Consider the following 17969-nt stretch of genomic DNA (forward strand, 5'->3'; position numbering starts at 1 on the left):
GATATATTTGCAAAATCGCCGATATAAACTTCATTTACTAACTACTCTCCCATTTCCCATCCCCCAAAAACAAAAAAGGTACCACCACAAGGTGATACCATTCCTTCTATTACATCGCTTCCGAATCCCACTCATGCTCCTGTTCAACGAATACAATACCTAATTCGTGATGTCCACCAGCATATAATGCAGTTTGTGCAAGACGAAGCTCACCATTTGTATCTAATACTTCTAATTTACAAAATGCTCCTGTCGTCTTCGTTTGAAGCGCATCATAAAATTCCTCGGCGCTTTTTGGAATGACTCCATTTACTTTCGTAATAATTTCTCCAGGCAGTAATTTCAGCTCTGCTCCAATTGTATTTGGAATTGTATCTAGTACAACGAGCCCATCATTGCGTGCAGCAAAATACGCTGGTCTTGTTTCATCGGCAATTTTTTCTTGCATCGAAATTGTGAAACGCCCAAGCATAGCGACTCCCATCGCGATAATTGCAAGTACGTGCCACCAGTAACTTGCGATTCCTAAAACGAGCACAAGTCCTGCTAACCCATAAACACGTCTTCCTGTAAATAATAAAGCTTCCGTCGGCTCATAACTTTTAATATTTCTCATAAATCCAATTAAAAATGGAACGAGGAATAGAGAATATGTATTTGAACCTATTGAAACGACAGGCCACCATGAAATAAACTGCGTTACCGCATCACCCGGTACAAGAATAAAAATAGGAACGATCCATAAACGCTTTGATTCGTGTAAACCAATCTTTAATCCACGCTTCCCCTGCCTAATCCTCGGCGTCGAATATCCTACTGCGTTTTTAGAAATCAATAAGCCTTCTACAATAAGCATAACGCCTAGTAAAATAACAAGGGATACAATGGTACTCTCTTCACCTTCTCGAAGCTGTAAAAAGGAAACTGGTAGCTTAGAAGATAATAGAACACATACAATCGCAATGCTAAATGTATAAGCCGCCGATAAATATCGATACATAGCCGTTAATCCAAATAGTAACGTCCAAATTAAAATGGCCCATAAGCTTGCTTTAGAAACAACAAGTCCAAGCCCAATCGTAATAATAGATACTACTAATCCGTATCCAATCCCTGCAAATAGAGAGGTTCGCAGTTCAAACCAAATATCATAAACTTTAAAAGAAAAATCTTTTCGTTCTCTTAACATACGTAAGTATCCAACGAAGATACTACTTATTACAAATATATAGACAGCAGGGTGTAAGAAAAAACGTCCAACTGCCCGCATTATTTCAAAAATCCACGCCTCCACGAACTCATTCACCACCATTTATATCATTCTTTCTTTTTATATTATCATAACTAAACAAACGTTTGTTTAACACAAAAAAATACAGGCAGCAAACTGCCTGTATTTCTTCTTATTTTGCCATTAATTTTAATGCTGACTGTAATTGTAGATCATTTTCTCCAGAACGGATTTTTTCGATAATTTTAGTTTGAATCGCTTCAGCTGTCTTTTTATCAAGCTGTCCTGTCGCTTCCATTTCATTTGCATTTTGGAATGCTTTCAGAGCCGATTCTGTCTCTTTACTAAAGTATCCATCTTCACGACCTGGTACATAACCTAAGCTCTTAAGCATTTCTTGAGCATGTTTTACTTGTACATCATTTGAATTGTATGAAAGTGTTTTTTCAATTTGAATTGGTGTCGCATGATAATAATTTGGTTGCTTCACTTCTACTGTTGGCGCGATTCCTTTTTTATGAATCCAGTTCCCATCCGGTGTTAACCATTTAAACATCGTTAATTTAATGTTGCTGCCGTCTTTAAATGGAACAGCTTGCTGGACAGTACCTTTACCAAATGTCTTTTCACCAATTAAATCGTATCCTTCTCCTTCTTTTAGCGCACCCGCTAAAATCTCTGAAGCAGAAGCACTTCCATTATCAATTAATACTGAAATTGGATATGGTTTTCTCTCTTTCAGTTCCGTAGAGAATTTCTTCTTCTCACCATTTCGCTGCTCTACTTGTAGCATCGGCTTTTTATTCGTCATAATTTCCCCTAGTATATCTTCTACACTATTTAAGTAGCCACCAGGATTACCACGCACGTCAATAACTAACCCTTTTATATTTTTCTTCTCTAACTCTTTTAACTGATCCTTAAATTCTTTCGCTGTATTTTCAGCAAAAGAAGTGATTTGCATATAACCGATATCTTTTCCGCTCTCTTGCTTCACAGAACTAAACACTGTAAAGATCGGAATCTTTTCACGCTTAATTTTAAATACAATCGGATCAGTTACTCCCGCACGTTTAATTTCAATTGCGACAGTCGTTCCCTTTTTACCACGAATTTTTAATACTGCTTCTTCACGTGATAAGTCTTTCACACTGTTTCCATCTACAGATAAAATTTGGTCATTCGGTTTAATTCCTATCTTTTCTGCTGGTGAACCTTTAATTGGCGATACGATAATAAGCTTACCGTCCGTCTTGTTCACCTCAGCCCCAATCCCCTCTAATTCGGGATCAAGCGATTCACTAAACTGTTTGGCTGTTTCTTTATCCATATACGTGGAATAAGGGTCCTTCAGCGTAGACAACATACCTTGTATTGCACCTTCAACTAACTTTTCATCTTTCACGTCTTCCACATAACGTGAATCAATTAGTGCATACGCCTCATTAATTTTTGCCAAATTCCCTTGCGCAGTGCTAGCATTCCCACTCGAAATTGTTTGCGTTACTTCTGATGGGTTAACCCCAAATACAGACATGCCTGCAAACATTCCGCCAGCACCAATTAAAAATGCAACAACCATTCCAATAATTGCAACTCTACGTTTCAATGCGGAATTCCCCTTTCCAAAACACACAGGTGGTGTAGCAAAAGGCATCACACATTGTGTGATGCCTTTTGCTATTTCTACTATATGATAAGCTTGTACGAATTATGTTTGCAACTTTTTATACTTTTAAGAAGCGACGAATTGACATTACACTTCCCCACATACCGATTAAAGCACCGATTAACACTAGTAAACCAGCTAATTGGAATACGAATGGACTGTATGGTAGAAGCTCGAAAATTGTTCCGCCAAGTTTTTCATTAAACACACCTTGCAACGAATTATACGTAATTAGAATTAGGCCAATTGGAATAATTGATCCTAATACTCCTAAGAATAATCCCTCTAGCAAGAATGGCCAACGAATAAACCAGTTTGTTGCACCAACAAGTTTCATAATTTCAATTTCTGTACTACGAGCATAAATTGTAATTTTAATTGTATTAGAGATTAAGAACATCGCTGTGAATAAAAGACCAGCAATTAACGCAATCCCAATGTTACGACCAGTTTTTACAGTATCAAATAATCGTTCAACTTGCCCTTTTCCGTACTGAACATTACTAACAAACTGCATTTTTTCAACCTTCTTCGCGATTGTCGCTGTATCGGTTGGTTCTTTCGCTTTTACAACGAATACGTTTTTAAGTGGGTTATCTTGTTCAAATAACTCAAACGTTTTTCCACTATCACCTAAGCTTTTAATTAAACGTTTTAACTCTTCTTCTTTAGAAGAATATTTAATAGAATCTACTTTTGCAATCTTACTCATATCTTCTTCTAATTTCTTTTGATCCGCTTCTTTTGCAGCTGGATCAATGTGTACACGAATCTCTACATCTTGCTCTACTTTCGTCGCAAAATGGTTCATATTCATAATCGCTGTTAAAAAGACACCTACAAGTAATAATGTAACTGTTACTGCACTAACAGAAGCAAATGTCATCCATCCGTTACGTGATAGATTCTTTACACCTTCTCGCAAATGTCGACTAAGGGTCTTAGCCTTCATATCCGTATCCTCCCTCAATCTCATCTCGAACAATTTTTCCGCCTTCAATCGCGATTACACGATGACGGATTGTATTTACGATATCTGCATTATGCGTCGCCATAACAATCGTTGTGCCGCGCTCATTAATGCGAGTAAAAATATTCATAATATCAAGAGCTGTTTCAATATCTAAGTTACCTGTTGGCTCATCGGCAATTACAACCTTTGGTCTATTTACAATTGCTCTTGCAATAGCCACACGTTGTTGCTCCCCGCCCGAAAGCTCACTTGGAAGTGCGTCTGCACGATCTTCAAGGCCTACAAGACCTAGAACTTCTGTTACACGCTCACGAATTGCATCCGGTTCTTCTTCAATTACTTCTAAAGCAAACGAAACATTCTCATATACCGTTAATTTAGGTAGCAATTTGAAATCTTGGAAAATCACGCCTAATTGACGACGGAAATACGGAACATCTCTTTCTGCCAATGTTTCGATAGTAAGTCCATTTACATTAATAGATCCTGTAGATGGTTTCTCTTCACGATACATCATTTTAATAAATGTAGATTTTCCGGCTCCACTCGGTCCAACTACGTATACGAATTCACCTTGTTTAATGTTAACTGTAAGACCAGCAATGGCTTTCATACCATTCGGGTACTCCTTATAAACATTCGTCATTTTTATCATTATTTATCACCCAATACTTAATGATTTTTTTCGAAATACTTTTCTGTACATCTGAAAACAAAAGACATTCTTCATTTTCATTTAGTCATCCTTGTTGAAGATAGTTTACTTATGCTTTCTCATAAGCAATACCACTCTATGTAATATATTTCAGCAAAATTCTACAAACCTCATTGTAACATCAAACGGTTTCCAATTTGGATACATTTTTGTTACAGTTATGTTACATACCAGAAAAAAGGAAAACGAGTTGACTATATTATCAACTCGTCCATTTCACCTTTTTTATTTATGTTCAGCTAACCATTCAGACACTTTTTTCGCATCTTCACCTTGAATAAGTCCTGGTGACATTGAACCGCGGCCTTTTTTAATAATCTCTTCGATATCTGCAGCGTCGTACTTACCGCCTACTTTTCTTAAATCAGGTCCAGTTGCCCCTGATAAATCTGTTGCGTGACATCCCGCACAACTTCTTTGGAAAATTTGTTCTGCGCTATCTGTGCTTGCAGACTGTTTCGAAGACTTACTCTCTTCTTTATTTCCGCATGCTCCTAAAGCAAAAACAACCGATGTCCCTAGCGCAATAGCCAACAATTTCTTTTTCACTTCTATCGCTCCCCATTGTTGATATTCTTTTTATTCCTAACACACTCATTTTCATTATAAGCATTATCTTTATATAGAAAAACTAAGGTGTATTTCATATTCCTCAAAAATACAGTGAGAACCTTGATAAAATAATGCTTTCATAAGTTGTTTCAATTCTGTGAACAACTTAAAAAACTCCTATAAAGCATCCTTTTTAAAAGGAAAATTAGAAAGTTCTATATAAATCTTTACCATATTACCGCTCTATTTTACTATTCTCTACTTTTTACAAAACAATATACAGCATTGTAATCTACATATAATCCCATCAAAAAGAGAAGTTGTCGTTTCCAACTTCTCTTCCTCTTTACTTCATCTATAAAAATAAAATCAAATTCTTTATATCCTCTATTGTCCTCAGCATGCGCCAACAATTTCGTTGGCTTTTTTTCGCTTATTAGATGCGAGAACGTAAGTAAGCATCAATAAATGGATCAATCTCTCCATCCATAACAGCTTGTACGTTACCAACCTCCGTATTTGTACGATGGTCTTTTACAAGAGAATACGGGTGGAATACGTAAGAACGGATTTGGCTACCCCATCCGATTTCTTTTTGCTCTCCGCGAATTTCATCTAATTCTGCTTGTTGCTCTTCTAGTTTCTTTTGATATAATTTCGCTTTTAACATTTTCATCGCATGCTCACGGTTTTTAATTTGAGAGCGCTCCGACTGACATGTTACAACCGTATTTGTCGGTGTATGTGTAATACGAACTGCTGAATCTGTCGTATTTACGTGCTGTCCACCAGCTCCACTTGCTCGGTACGTATCAATTTTTAAATCTTCTGTACGTACTTCGATTTCAACTTCATCATTGAACTCTGGTACAACTTCACAAGATACGAATGATGTATGACGACGCCCTGAAGAATCGAATGGTGAAATACGTACAAGACGATGTACACCTTTCTCTGCTTTTAAGTAACCGTAAGCGTTATGACCTTTAATTAATAAAGTTACACTCTTAATACCAGCTTCATCACCTGGTAAATAGTCAACCGTTTCTACTTTGAATCCGCGTTTTTCAGCCCAGCGTGTGTACATACGTAATAGCATAGAACCCCAGTCTTGTGACTCAGTTCCACCTGCACCTGGATGTAATTCTAAAATCGCATTATTTTTATCATAAGGATCACTTAATAGTAACTGAAGCTCATACTCATTCATTTCTTGAATTAAGCCTTTTACTTCTGATTCTAATTCCTCATGTAAATCTTCATCATACTCTTCTTTTAAAAGCTCATGCGTGATTTCTAAATTTTCGAACGTCTCATCTAACTGACGGAACTTTCCAACCATATCTTTTAACGCATTCGCTTCATTAATTACAGCTTGTGCGCCTTGTTGGTCATCCCAAAATCCTGCGCCCATCATTTTCTCTTCTAATTCTGCAATTTGTTTCTCCTTAGTAGGGAGGTCAAAGAGACCCCCTAAAAGCCGCTAATCGCTTAGCCATTTTCTCTAATTCCTGTCTAATTTCTACTAATTCCATTTCCTTCACCTCTATGTAATTGCTGTTACTTTCGTATGAAAACCAGGGAAACTCTCTCCACTTATTACGGAGAGAGTTTAATCCTTCTTAATTATACATTTTTGATATAAAAGTTTGCAAAACAGCCAAAGCTACCGTCCTATATTACTGAACGATACCACAGCAGTTTTTATATTTTTTACCACTACCACATTTACATAAATCGTTGCGGCCCACTTGGTCACCTTTTACAACTGGCTTTTTCTTTGCTTCTTCGCCATCGCTAGAAGGATGAACAGCTTCACCTTGAACAACTTCTTGACGTTCTAAGTTTTGTTCAATTTCAGCTTTCATAATGTAACGAGAAATTTCCTCTTCAATAGAAGCAACCATTGACTCGAACATCGCGAACCCTTCCATTTGGTACTCACGAAGTGGATCGATTTGACCGTAAGCACGTAAATGAATACCTTCACGAAGGTGATCCATCGCATCAATATGCTCTGTCCATTTCGTATCTACAACGCGGAATACAACAACCTTCTCAAACTCACGCATTTGCTCTTCTGGCATAAGCTTTTCTTTTTCATTGTATCGCTCAATTAATTTCGCAATAATTGGCTCGCTCATTTCCTCAGGAGCAAGGCGACGTAATTCTTCTTCTTTTACATCTCCGTCTTGAAGAAGGTTTGTATTTAAGTAGTCAACAAGACCTTTAATGTTCCAATCTTCTTCAATTTCCTCTTGTGTATGAAGAGCAACAGCACGTTCTACTGTAGATTTCATCATACCTTCAATAATGCCGCGTAAGTTGTCAGACTCCATTACCTCTTGACGCTGTTTGTAAATAACTTCACGTTGCTGACGAAGTACATCATCATATTGCAGTAACTGCTTACGTGCATCATAGTTATTTCCTTCAACACGTTTTTGTGCAGATTCTACCGCACGAGAAACCATTTTACTTTCAATCGGCTGAGAATCATCCATACCAAGGCGGTCCATCATTGCTTTCATATTATCTGAACCAAATCGGCGCATTAATTCATCTTCCATCGATAAGTAGAACTGCGTAACACCAGGGTCCCCTTGACGACCAGCACGACCACGTAACTGATTATCAATACGACGACTTTCGTGACGCTCTGTACCGATAACTGCTAAACCAACGTTTTTCACATCGTCTCCAAGCTTAATATCTGTACCACGACCTGCCATGTTCGTCGCGATTGTTACAGCACCTTTAATACCAGCCTCTGCAATGATATCTGCTTCACGAGCATGGTTTTTCGCATTTAAGATGTTATGACGTACACCTTTACGCGTTAACATTTTTGAAATAAGCTCTGAAGTTTCAATTGCAACTGTACCTACAAGAACAGGTTGTCCTTTTTTATGACGATTTACAATATCCTCAACAACAGCATTGAACTTACCTTCCATTGATTTAAAGATTAAATCGGCACGATCATCACGAATAATCGGTTTGTTTGTCGGAATTACAATAACGTTCATATTGTAAATGTTACGGAATTCCTCTTCCTCTGTTTTCGCTGTACCAGTCATACCAGATAATTTTTCATACATACGGAAGTAGTTCTGGAATGTAATTGTTGCAAGCGTCATGCTTTCATTTTGAATTTCTACACCTTCTTTTGCTTCGATCGCTTGGTGTAATCCTTCGCTATAACGACGACCTTTCATAAGACGACCAGTGAATTGGTCTACAATTACGATTTCGCCTTCTTGTACAACATAATCTGTATCACGATGCATAACAACGTGTGCACGAAGCCCCTGATTAATATGGTGAAGAAGTGCTACATGTTTTAAATCGAATAAGTTTTCAATATGGAAAGCTTTCTCTGCTTTCGTAATACCATCTTCTGTTAGCATTACATTTTTCGTTTTCACATCAAATGAATAATCTTTTTCATTTTCTAACGTACGAACAAATGCATTTGCAAACATGTATAGCTCTGTTGATTTTTGAGCTTGTCCTGAAATAATAAGCGGCGTACGTGCTTCATCGACTAAAATAGAATCGACTTCATCGATAATAGCAAAGTGAAGTGGACGTTGAACGCACTGCTCTTTATATAAAACCATGTTATCACGTAAGTAATCGAATCCAAGCTCATTATTTGTGCTATACGTAATATCAGCAGCATAAGCCTCTTGTTTCTCTTCGCGTGACATACTATTTAAGTTAATTCCTACCGTTAAGCCAAGGAACTCATGAAGTTGTCCCATTTCGCTCGCATCACGTTGTGCTAAATATTCATTGACTGTAACAACGTGAACACCTTTTCCTGTTAAAGCATTTAAATATACAGGTAATGTAGATGTTAACGTTTTACCTTCACCCGTTTTCATCTCAGAAATATTCCCTTCATGTAAGGCAATACCACCCATTAACTGTACGCCATATGGACGCATTCCAAGAACACGAGTTGCCGCTTCGCGAACAACTGCAAAAGCTTCAGGTAGTAGATCATCTACTGTTTCACCTTTTGTTAGACGTTCTTTAAATTCAAGCGTCTTTCCTTTTAATTGTTCATCAGTTAGTGGCTTAATAGATGACTCTAATGCATCAATTTGCTCAACTGTCTTTTGCATACGTTTAATTTGGCGTTGATTTACATCAAACACCTTTTTTAAAATACCGATCATAGGAAATACGCTCCTCTTTTTATTAAAATAAAACTTCCGATTGTTTTTCTTTTTCTCTATTACAATCAGTCGTTATAAAAATCAAATGTATGTTATGCCAATTTTTCTCCTAATTAAAAAAACTAAAATGTATATACCTAATGATAATTGTAACACTTGTCTTATAACTATGACAACAATCGGCCGATTGTCTCGTTCTAAATTAAGAAAAGTTTTTTAAAAATCTATTTTCAGCAAAAAAAGCGCAGCCTCATTCGGCTGCGCTTTCGAATTATTATTTAGTTTCGATTAAACCGTATTTCCCATCTTTACGGCCATATACAACATTAGTTTCATTTGTATCAGCATTTGTGAAGACGAAGAAATTATGTCCTAGCATATCCATTTGTAGGATTGCCTCTTCAACATCCATCGGTTTTAAATCGAATCGTTTTGTACGTACAAGTTCTAATTCATCTTCTTCTACCTCATCCAGCACAGCTACTGCTTCTGGAAGGATAAAGTTTGTTTTTATAGAACCTTTCTCACGTAACTTACGATTTACTTTTGTTTTATGTTTACGAATTTGTCGCTCAATTTTATCAACTACTAAATCGATAGCAGCGTACATATCGCTATTAGTTTCTTCTGCACGAAGTAATAAATCAGTAAATGGGATTGTTACCTCGACACGTTGCTTGTCAGAGTATACTTTTAAATTAACTTTAATCTCTGGGAATGTATCAAAATAACGCTCTAACTTACTTAGTTTTTTCTCTACATATTCCTTTAATGCTGGAGTTACTTCAATATTTTCACCACGAATGTTGAATTTCATAGATGAATTCCTCCTTTCAAGCCTATGTACTATAATTTCGACATTGGCTTAAAAACTCCTTCTAACTTTTTTAAAAAAATTAGTGGAATTGCGATTTTTTTATCGTTTTTTGTTGAAATGAAAAGATGCATCGTTTCTATCTTTATTTTATCCTATTAACATCGTGAATAACGAATATAACTGTGGACAATTCGTTACAGAAAAGAAACAACTTTTTGACAACTTACCCTATAACAAAAACCCCTTGCGAAAAACAAGAGGTTCTACTACATATATATAACGTTGCCACAAACGCAGCTTTCTCTTCCCAAAACAATATACCCTACAGTTTCACAACATTAGCTGCTTGTGGTCCACGTGCTCCATCTACAATGTCAAACTCTACTTGTTGCCCTTCTTCCAATGACTTATACCCATCTTGTTGAATAGCAGAAAAATGGACAAATACATCGTCACCATCTTCACGCTCAATAAACCCAAATCCCTTTTCTGCATTGAACCATTTCACTCTTCCTTGCATGTTCATTCCATTCCCTTCACTCTAAAAATCAGGGCATTCGCCCCATATTTTGACTATAACGAATGACAACATATGAAGTCAAAGAAGACTTATCGTCTTTTTATTATCCCTTTCGACACTGCCATATTAACTTCTACAAAGTGTCAAACTAGATACTTCCCTTGCCCCTCTTTCATATAACAAACTTCCGATTTGCCTAACTGTAATCCCTGTCGTATACACGTCATCAACGAGTAAAATATGTTGCCCAGAAAACATCTCTTCTCCCTGAAAATAAAAAGGATTGCTTCCTGACACCCTTTCTTTACGTGTCTTCTTACTTTGCTTTTCTGTTTCCCTTCTTCTTAATGATGGATAAGAAATTTTGACAGGCAAACAAGTTGCTAATAACTCAGCTTGATTAAAACCACGTTCAATTTCCCTTTCCTTACTAAGCGGAACAGCGATAACAGTTGAAACATTGGCAAAACACTTTTGAAATAAACTTCGAAAAGGACGATAAAAAATGTGCACTAACTCTGCATCCCCCCGAAACTTAAACTGCGCTACTATTTCTTTCATCTCATCATCATACATATATAACGAACGGTTTTTAAAAGAACGATACTTCTCCTCTTTCATCCACCTTATACAATCTATACAAATACCGTCTTCTTGAAATGAGGCAGGAACAAATTCTAAAGGTCGCCCGCACTCCATGCAAATTTCTCCTATAATATAGGAAAGTTTCTGCTCACATCTATCACATATATATTTTCTATGACACTTTACAAAAAAAGTGTACCAACTAACCTTTTCTACAAAACACTCATCACAAAGTAAACAATGCATTAATCGATCAATCCTTGTTCTTTCGCATTTTTATTCATACCTTGAATATGTTTTTTCGCGCGCACCATCGCCTCTGTCTTGCCATAGTGAAAATAAATGACCTCTCCATACGGTGCTTCAAAGCTCCGCCCTGCTCGGCCCGCAATTTGTACGAGCGCACTTTCTGAAAATATTTCTTCTTCCGCCCCTAAAACTGCAACTTGCAAATTTTTCACCGTTACGCCTCGCTCTAAAATTGTCGTTGTAACTAATAATGGGATTTCTCCCTTTCTGAACGCTGCGACTTTCTCTTTTCTCATCGGATCTTCTGCATGTACCCCTTCAACTTTATTATGCAATGATTTCAATAACGAGCTTATTTCTTCTATATATCGTACATGGGGAACGAATAAAAAAACAGGATACTTTTTGTTTAAGTACATCTTTAACCATTGTAGTAAAACTCGAGGAATTCTTTCACGGTTGAGGCTTTTCTTCCAATTTCCGCACCAGCAAAATAGAGGAACTGGCAACGGATGACGGTGATATCGTCCAGAAACAATAACACCTTTTTGTTCACCTTTTCTAAATTTTCGCTTCCACGTTTCATCTGGAGTCGCAGTTAAATAAATACGCGCCGCTTTTTCTTTCATCGCTTGTTTTACCGCGTACTGTAACATTTGATCTGCACAATATGGAAAAGCATCTATCTCATCTACAACTATGACATGAAACGCCCTATAATAACGTAATAATTGATGCGTGGTCGCAACGACTAGTACTGCATCTTTTTCTTTATCTACACTCCCTCCATATAAAGCCACTACCTTTATATATGGAAATACTTCTTGTAATCTCGGTGCTAATTCCAAAACAACATCCGTTCTCGGCGTTGCGATACAAACTCTTTCTCCTTTTTGAAGCGCTTCGTTAATACCGTAAAACAACATCTCTGTTTTCCCAGCCCCGCATACAGCCCAAATAAAAAATGATTCTTTTTGCTTAATAGCCTCTATAACTCCTTGCGCCGCCAAATTCTGGCCAGTAGACAACGTCCCGTTCCACTGTAACAAATTTGAATTCTTTTCTCTCTTTCTTTCAGCAATCCCGCGAACAAGTACAGTACATTCACTTACTCTCCCCATCGTTATACACTTCCGGCAATATGTGCACACTTTACTGCACCTTTTACATAAAAACGACGCAAATAGCCGCCGATCTACATTTCCACAGCGTTGGCACATATATTTAGAATTCTTCTTTTTTACACCTTGTACACATACGATCTCTCCCTTCTTTTTCAAATCGTTTAATTTCCTCTGTAAATCTGAAGAAAGTTCTTCTAATAGCAACTGTTTCCCCGCTACCATCAACAATCACCTCCAGCACTACTATAAACCTTTCTCATCATCTCGTAAAAACTCAAAAAAGCCGATAACCTACTTATAAAATAGTAAGCTATCGACTTTATACACTTGTTTTATTCTTTTATAAATCCTAGAATCGACCGTATCCTAAGAAATGTTTTTTGTTATACGAACTGTTAATATCACCGTACGCAATTCCTTTATCACTAGCATGGATCATTTGGCCATTACCAACGTAAATACCGATGTGAGATGGACCTGCTTTATAAGTACCTTGGAAGAATACTAAGTCTCCCGGTTGCGGGCTACTTACTTTTGAAACAGAATTCCAGTAACCATTAACGTCTTGACGACCTACACCAAAAATGTAAGAAATGAATCCACTACAGTCAAAACCACCGTTTGATGGAGATGCACTTCCCCAAACATATGGCATACCTAAGTATTGCTTTGCCTTACCAATTACGCCCGGAGTCGGATTTGAATCTGGTGTTGGAGCTGGCTTTTTCTCTTCTTGTTTAGGTGCTTCTTTCTTAGGCTCTTCTTTTTTTGGTTCCTCTTTTTTAGGTTCTTCTTTTTGAGCTTGTCCACCATTGTTTGCTGGTGCAACTTGCTCTGCAGGTGCTTGTGCTGGTTGAGCTTGCGCAGCTTTAGCAGCTTGCTCTGCTTGTTTTTGAGCAGCAGCTTCTTGTGCAGCTTTTGCTTGTGCTTCTTCTTCTGCAATGCGTTGTAATTGCAGTGCTTGTTTCTCAAGCTCTTTCAATTGACCTTCCGTACTTGTCATTGAAGTTACAACTGTATCCATTTTACCGCTTAAATCGTTTACCGCTGTTGCTTTTTTCTCTTTTTCAGCGTCAAGTTCTTTCTTAGCAGTTTCAATTTGAGCTTGTGCTTCTTTTAATTCTTTTTGTTTCTCTTTTACCGTTGCAACATCTTTTTTCACACTAGCTTGGTCTTCTTGTTGTGTTTTCATGATATCTTCATCAGACTCAAGAATTTTAGAAACTGAAGTTAAACGATCAACTAAATCAGCAACGTTTTTAGAGTTTACAAGAACTTCTGTTACAACGTTCGTATTTGGTTGTTCTTGAAGTGCAACTAAACGCTTTCTTAATAGCTCTTCACGTTTTGCAATCTTTGTTTGTAATTCTGCAATATCTTTATTTTTCTTTTCAATTAATTGCTCAGTATCAGAAACTTTTTTCATTGTTTCATCAAGCTTTGCAGCATTCTCTTGAACAGATTTATCTAAACCTTGAATTGTTTTGTTTAAGTCATTCATTTGCTTTTGTAATTCATCACGTTCTTGTTGTTGTTTATGTAAAGTGTCATTTTGTGTATTAATTTGTGATTTCACGTCAGAAATTTTATCTTCTGCAAATACATTTGGTGTTAGCCCAGAAAACATTAACCCTGCAACTAATGCGCAAGATGCCATTTTTAGCTTTTTCATTTTATTTTTTACACCGCTTTCTTTTTTCTTTTTCCGTATATAACCTATAAAATTTATACCATAATTCGGGATTTTTTTTGCTAATGTTACGTTTTTGTAAAACAAATGTAATATTATATGTAGCTCTAGCGCAAAATTCGTATATTTTTGTATGTGTGTGTAGAAATTTACATACTTTTCTTACTTCTATAAACAAAGAAAAAACGTAAGGAATCCCTTACGTTTTATTAAATATACGAATACAAATGAAATGCTACTTCATCCATTTCTCAGCCCAATTTTGGACCTCATCCATAACACTTTCTAACGCTTTCCCCTTGTCAGTTAAGCCATACTCGATTCGAACTGGTACTTCTGGATAGACATTACGAACTACAATGCCCTCGCTTTCCAATTCCTTCAAACGCTCTGACAACATACGATCGCTCATATTTGGGATAATATCTGCGATTTCTCTAAAACGTTTCGACTCTTCAAGCAAAGATTTAATAATTAAGCCAGTCCACTTCTTACTAAGCAGAGTAAAAGCTGACTCAAACTTTGGACATAAACAAGAATTATGCTCCATATGTTTCACCTCTCTTCTATTATAATATAGTTTCTTGTAAAAAGTAAGTTATAAAACTTTCCTCATTATTTTATTTTACGTACATTTTACCATTTCCAAATATTAACTTGTCAACCAAACGTAACATACCCGTAAAAAAACCCTCTTAAAAAGAGAGCTTTTTATATCTTTATTACTTCGTATACCATCCAAGACCTAATGCACCTTCACCTAAGTGCGTACCAATTACAGCTCCAAAATAACCTGTACGAATTGTGACGTGAGGATATTTTGCTTCTAATTCTTTCTTCCATTCATTCGCTTCTTCTTCACGTTGTGCATGAATGATAACTGCTTCCATAGGTACACCTTTACTTGCTTGCTCATCAAAAATTTCAATGATACGTTTTAATGCTTTTTTACGTGTACGAATCTTTTCAAACGGAATAATGATTTTATCTCTAAAATATAAAACTGGCTTCACTTGTAACAGACTGCCGATGAAAGCTTGCGCGCTATTCAATCGACCACCACGTTGTAAATGATGTAAATCATCAACTACAAAATAGGCGTCCATCGTTTTCTTCATTTCATCAAAACGAGCGATAATCTCTTTTGGGTTCTTTCCTTCACTTGCTAACTTTGCACCTTCACGCACATAAAATCCTTGTACTTCACAACTAATTTCAGAGTCATACGTGTATACATCAATACCCTCTACCATCTGTCCAGCTGTCGTTGATGTTTGATATGTACCACTAATTCCACTTGATAGGTGAATACTAATAACTGCATCATAATCTTTAGCTAGTTCTTCATATAGCTCAACAAACTTTCCGATTGCTGGTTGAGAAGTTTTTGGAAGTTCCTCTTGTTCACGTACTTTCACATAAAAATCATCTGCTGAAATTTCAGCTTCTTCTTGATAAGATTCTGTTCCAAACACAACGTTTAATGGAATCATATATATATTGAGTTCATCACGAATTTGCTTCGGTATATATGCCGTACTATCAGTAACAATAGCTATTTTCATTTTCGTACCTGCCTTATAAAAAGTTTTATTTCCTAATTTTACACGAAAACTACAAATGGTGCATCCATACATGAAAATGCCGGTTGAAATTATACCTACCATCTCGACAAATTACAACAAAAAGATAAAATACTCACCAAAAACTTCAGCATATTTAGAAAAAATGTTTGAATATAAAAAGGCTCGCTTTTAAAATGGAAAGTACTAGTCATTTTGATAGATAGGGGCGTACACAAGTGCTATTACAATATTTAACAATCAAAGACTACGGCGAACACGAAATCGTCATTCAAAAATCAAGATTTATTTGTTATATTAGCCGAGCAACGACTGAGGAAGAGGCTCAAGAATTTATACAAAAAATAAAAAAACAACATTGGAATGCAACACATAATTGTTCCGCTTATTTAATTGGCGAACAAGATCATATTCAAAAAGCAAATGATGACGGCGAGCCTAGCGGTACAGCTGGCGTACCAATGCTGGAAGTACTTAAAAAACGTGGACTAAAAGATACCGTTGTTGTTGTAACACGCTATTTTGGTGGCATTAAACTTGGTGCAGGTGGATTAATTCGTGCATATGGAAAGTGTACAAGCGAAGGCATTAATCATGTCGGTGTTGTCCAGCGAAAACTAATGCGTGTGATGCAAACCGAGATTGATTACACATTACTTGGCAAAGTGGAAAATGAATTACGCAATTCAAAATATGCCATTAAAGATATTCATTATCTAGAAAATGTCACATTTGATACGTATGTAGAAGAAGACGGCAAACAAGCATTTACAGATTGGATGATTGAATTAACAAACGGGAAATGTACAATTACAGAAGGAGATATGTTGTACTTAGAACAAGATGTTATCTAAGCATAACCCATTTATCACCTTCAAAGATTAATGTAGTGAATTACTTCCCTACAAATGAACTAACGAACTAAGGAGATTATATATGGAAGAACGTTATTATCATCTCCAAAATAGCAGAATAAAAAAGAAGCGAAGAAGGAAACTTTTCTTCTTCCTTATTTTCGCATTTTTATTTGGCAGCATAGGAGTTTATGTGTTAAATTCTTACTCTTCTCTCATGGGGATGTATAGTGGTTTTACTCGTGAAAAATCAGATTTAAGAAACAAAGATGTAGAAATTACAAAAGAACCTTTTACAATTCTCATTATGGGTATAGAAGATTATGCGACAGATGGTCAAAATGGTCGTACAGACTCATTAATGTTTGCAACAGTCAATCCAAAAACGCAAAAGATTTCACTTATGAGTATTCCTCGTGATTCTCGAGTTAAAATTGTTGGCAAAAATAAGGAAGACAAAATTAACGCTGCCCATGCTTACGGCGGAGAAGAAATGGCAATCAAAACTGTCGAAGGCTTTCTAAAAGTTCCTGTAGACCATTATCTGAAAATTGATTTCCAAGGCTTTAAAGGTATCGTTGATGCTGTTGGCGGCGTTACCGTTGACGTACCCTTCGATTTCTGGGAGCGCTCTGACGTGGATTACTACAAAAAAATTCAATTTAAGCAAGGACAGCAAAACTTAAACGGTGAAGAAGCACTTGCTTACGTCCGTATGCGAAAGCAAGATCCAAATGGCGATTATGGTCGAGCTGCTAGACAAAGACAATTACTGGCCGCTGTTGCTCATAAACTAAACTCCACCTCTACTGTATTTAAAATTAAAGATTTAACAGCTGTCGTTGGAAAATATATAAAAACCGACATTCCTATTTCAGACGGACTTGCTCTTTACAATAAACTTTCTGGATTTGATCCTTCTACAATGCAAACGTTAAAGCTTGAAGGCGAAGACAAAAAGATAGGCGGTATTTATTACTTCCTTCCAGATCCAATCAGTGTAGAAACGGTGCGTAACGAAATTGAAAAAGAATTAGGAGAAAAAGCAAAAAATCCAACTACAAAAAACAACTCAAATCCTGATTCAAGTTCTAACTCTAACGAACAAACAAAAAAAGAGACAAACCAAAATAAAACACCAACTGATCCGCCACCTTCTACAAATGCTCATGCAGAGTGGATTATGCGCAATCAGCCGTAAAAAAAAAGGCCCAATCTAT

Annotated in this window: 16 protein-coding genes; 2 read left to right on the forward strand and 14 right to left on the reverse strand. The window is 36.6% G+C overall.

Translation table 11 applies throughout. The annotated features are described in order from the left end of the window. Positions 1–109: 109 nt before the first annotated feature. The 14 genes from M1D73_RS26315 to M1D73_RS26380 form a co-directional block, all read right to left on the reverse strand. Complete coding sequence (locus M1D73_RS26315) at positions 110–1312, reverse strand: PDZ domain-containing protein (protein ID WP_033687181.1); 1203 nt, start codon at positions 1310–1312, stop codon at positions 110–112. A 91-nt stretch (positions 1313–1403) separates the two neighbouring features. Then, on the reverse strand, positions 1404–2840 hold the full coding sequence (locus tag M1D73_RS26320) for a S41 family peptidase (protein ID WP_000830313.1): 1437 nt from the start codon (positions 2838–2840) through the stop codon (positions 1404–1406). Between the two features lie 118 nt (positions 2841–2958). Beyond that, the gene (gene ftsX / locus M1D73_RS26325; RefSeq protein WP_000645027.1) at positions 2959–3852 is read right to left on the reverse strand and encodes a permease-like cell division protein FtsX; all 894 of its coding nucleotides are present in this window, start codon (positions 3850–3852) and stop codon (positions 2959–2961) included. Further along, positions 3842–4486, reverse strand: coding sequence for a cell division ATP-binding protein FtsE (gene ftsE / locus M1D73_RS26330; RefSeq protein ID WP_001986924.1), 645 nt, complete (start codon positions 4484–4486; stop codon positions 3842–3844). The genes ftsX and ftsE overlap by 11 nt, the downstream gene beginning before the upstream one ends. 327 nt (positions 4487–4813) lie before the next feature. Next, complete coding sequence (gene cccB, locus M1D73_RS26335) at positions 4814–5137, reverse strand: cytochrome c551 (RefSeq protein ID WP_000727971.1); 324 nt, start codon at positions 5135–5137, stop codon at positions 4814–4816. 439 nt (positions 5138–5576) lie between these two features. Beyond that, positions 5577–6675 (reverse strand): peptide chain release factor 2 gene (gene prfB / locus M1D73_RS26340; protein ID WP_096001716.1). Its coding sequence is split into 2 segments (ribosomal slippage): positions 5577–6602 and positions 6604–6675, totalling 1098 coding nucleotides; the frame shifts between segments, so codons are not numbered across the junction. A gap of 144 nt (positions 6676–6819) precedes the next feature. Continuing rightward, the gene (secA, locus tag M1D73_RS26345) at positions 6820–9327 is read right to left on the reverse strand and encodes a preprotein translocase subunit SecA (protein WP_000579385.1); all 2508 of its coding nucleotides are present in this window, start codon (positions 9325–9327) and stop codon (positions 6820–6822) included. A gap of 274 nt (positions 9328–9601) precedes the next feature. Next, positions 9602–10144: a ribosome hibernation-promoting factor, HPF/YfiA family gene (gene hpf / locus M1D73_RS26350; protein ID WP_000671185.1), complete on the reverse strand. Its 543-nt coding sequence runs from the start codon at positions 10142–10144 to the stop codon at positions 9602–9604. Positions 10145–10466: 322 nt separating this feature from the next. Then, positions 10467–10664: a cold shock protein CspC gene (cspC, locus tag M1D73_RS26355; protein ID WP_001990088.1), complete on the reverse strand. Its 198-nt coding sequence runs from the start codon at positions 10662–10664 to the stop codon at positions 10467–10469. Between the two features lie 126 nt (positions 10665–10790). Continuing rightward, positions 10791–11495 carry a ComF family protein gene (locus M1D73_RS26360; protein WP_013142274.1) on the reverse strand — a complete coding sequence of 235 codons (705 nt, stop codon included), beginning with the start codon at positions 11493–11495 and terminating at the stop codon, positions 10791–10793. Continuing rightward, a complete protein-coding gene (gene comFA, locus M1D73_RS26365; RefSeq protein WP_000225362.1) occupies positions 11495–12844 on the reverse strand; it encodes an ATP-dependent helicase ComFA in 1350 nt (449 codons plus the stop codon). The genes M1D73_RS26360 and comFA overlap by 1 nt, the downstream gene beginning before the upstream one ends. A 127-nt stretch (positions 12845–12971) precedes the next feature. Next, complete coding sequence (locus tag M1D73_RS26370) at positions 12972–14399, reverse strand: C40 family peptidase (RefSeq protein WP_071740931.1); 1428 nt, start codon at positions 14397–14399, stop codon at positions 12972–12974. 148 nt (positions 14400–14547) lie between these two features. Further along, positions 14548–14862, reverse strand: coding sequence for a winged helix-turn-helix transcriptional regulator (locus tag M1D73_RS26375; RefSeq protein WP_000400857.1), 315 nt, complete (start codon positions 14860–14862; stop codon positions 14548–14550). Positions 14863–15034: 172 nt separating this feature from the next. Next, positions 15035–15877, reverse strand: a complete 843-nt coding sequence (locus M1D73_RS26380) for a DegV family protein (protein WP_000684725.1) — start codon at positions 15875–15877, stop codon at positions 15035–15037. 236 nt (positions 15878–16113) lie between these two features. Here M1D73_RS26380 and M1D73_RS26385 point away from each other — a divergent pair, with 236 nt between their 5' ends. Together M1D73_RS26385 and M1D73_RS26390 are read left to right on the forward strand one after the other, a co-directional pair. Further along, entirely contained in the window at positions 16114–16749 is a 636-nt protein-coding gene (locus tag M1D73_RS26385) for a YigZ family protein (RefSeq protein ID WP_000926669.1), read from the forward strand. 82 nt (positions 16750–16831) lie between these two features. Then, positions 16832–17950 carry an LCP family protein gene (locus tag M1D73_RS26390; RefSeq protein WP_000392799.1) on the forward strand — a complete coding sequence of 373 codons (1119 nt, stop codon included), beginning with the start codon at positions 16832–16834 and terminating at the stop codon, positions 17948–17950. Positions 17951–17969 lie beyond the last annotated feature (19 nt).

It is taken from the genome of Bacillus sp. PK3-067, assembly GCF_056738645.1.

Bases quoted from the DNA above. Each gene is read 5' to 3' on its own strand.
- M1D73_RS26360 (WP_013142274.1), bottom strand. From the start codon at position 11,495: ATGCATTGTTTACTTTGTGATGAGTGTTTTGTAGAAAAGGTTAGTTGG.
- hpf (WP_000671185.1), bottom strand. From the start codon at position 10,144: ATGAAATTCAACATTCGTGGTGAAAATATTGAAGTAACTCCAGCATTA.
- ftsX (WP_000645027.1), bottom strand. From the start codon at position 3,852: ATGAAGGCTAAGACCCTTAGTCGACATTTGCGAGAAGGTGTAAAGAAT.
- M1D73_RS26390 (WP_000392799.1), top strand. From the start codon at position 16,832: ATGGAAGAACGTTATTATCATCTCCAAAATAGCAGAATAAAAAAGAAG.
- ftsE (WP_001986924.1), bottom strand. From the start codon at position 4,486: ATGAAAGCCATTGCTGGTCTTACAGTTAACATTAAACAAGGTGAATTC.
- M1D73_RS26375 (WP_000400857.1), bottom strand. From the start codon at position 14,862: ATGGAGCATAATTCTTGTTTATGTCCAAAGTTTGAGTCAGCTTTTACT.
- secA (WP_000579385.1), bottom strand. From the start codon at position 9,327: ATGATCGGTATTTTAAAAAAGGTGTTTGATGTAAATCAACGCCAAATT.
- M1D73_RS26380 (WP_000684725.1), bottom strand. From the start codon at position 15,877: ATGAAAATAGCTATTGTTACTGATAGTACGGCATATATACCGAAGCAA.
- comFA (WP_000225362.1), bottom strand. From the start codon at position 12,844: ATGGTAGCGGGGAAACAGTTGCTATTAGAAGAACTTTCTTCAGATTTA.
- cspC (WP_001990088.1), bottom strand. From the start codon at position 10,664: ATGCAAGGAAGAGTGAAATGGTTCAATGCAGAAAAGGGATTTGGGTTT.
- M1D73_RS26315 (WP_033687181.1), bottom strand. From the start codon at position 1,312: ATGGTGGTGAATGAGTTCGTGGAGGCGTGGATTTTTGAAATAATGCGG.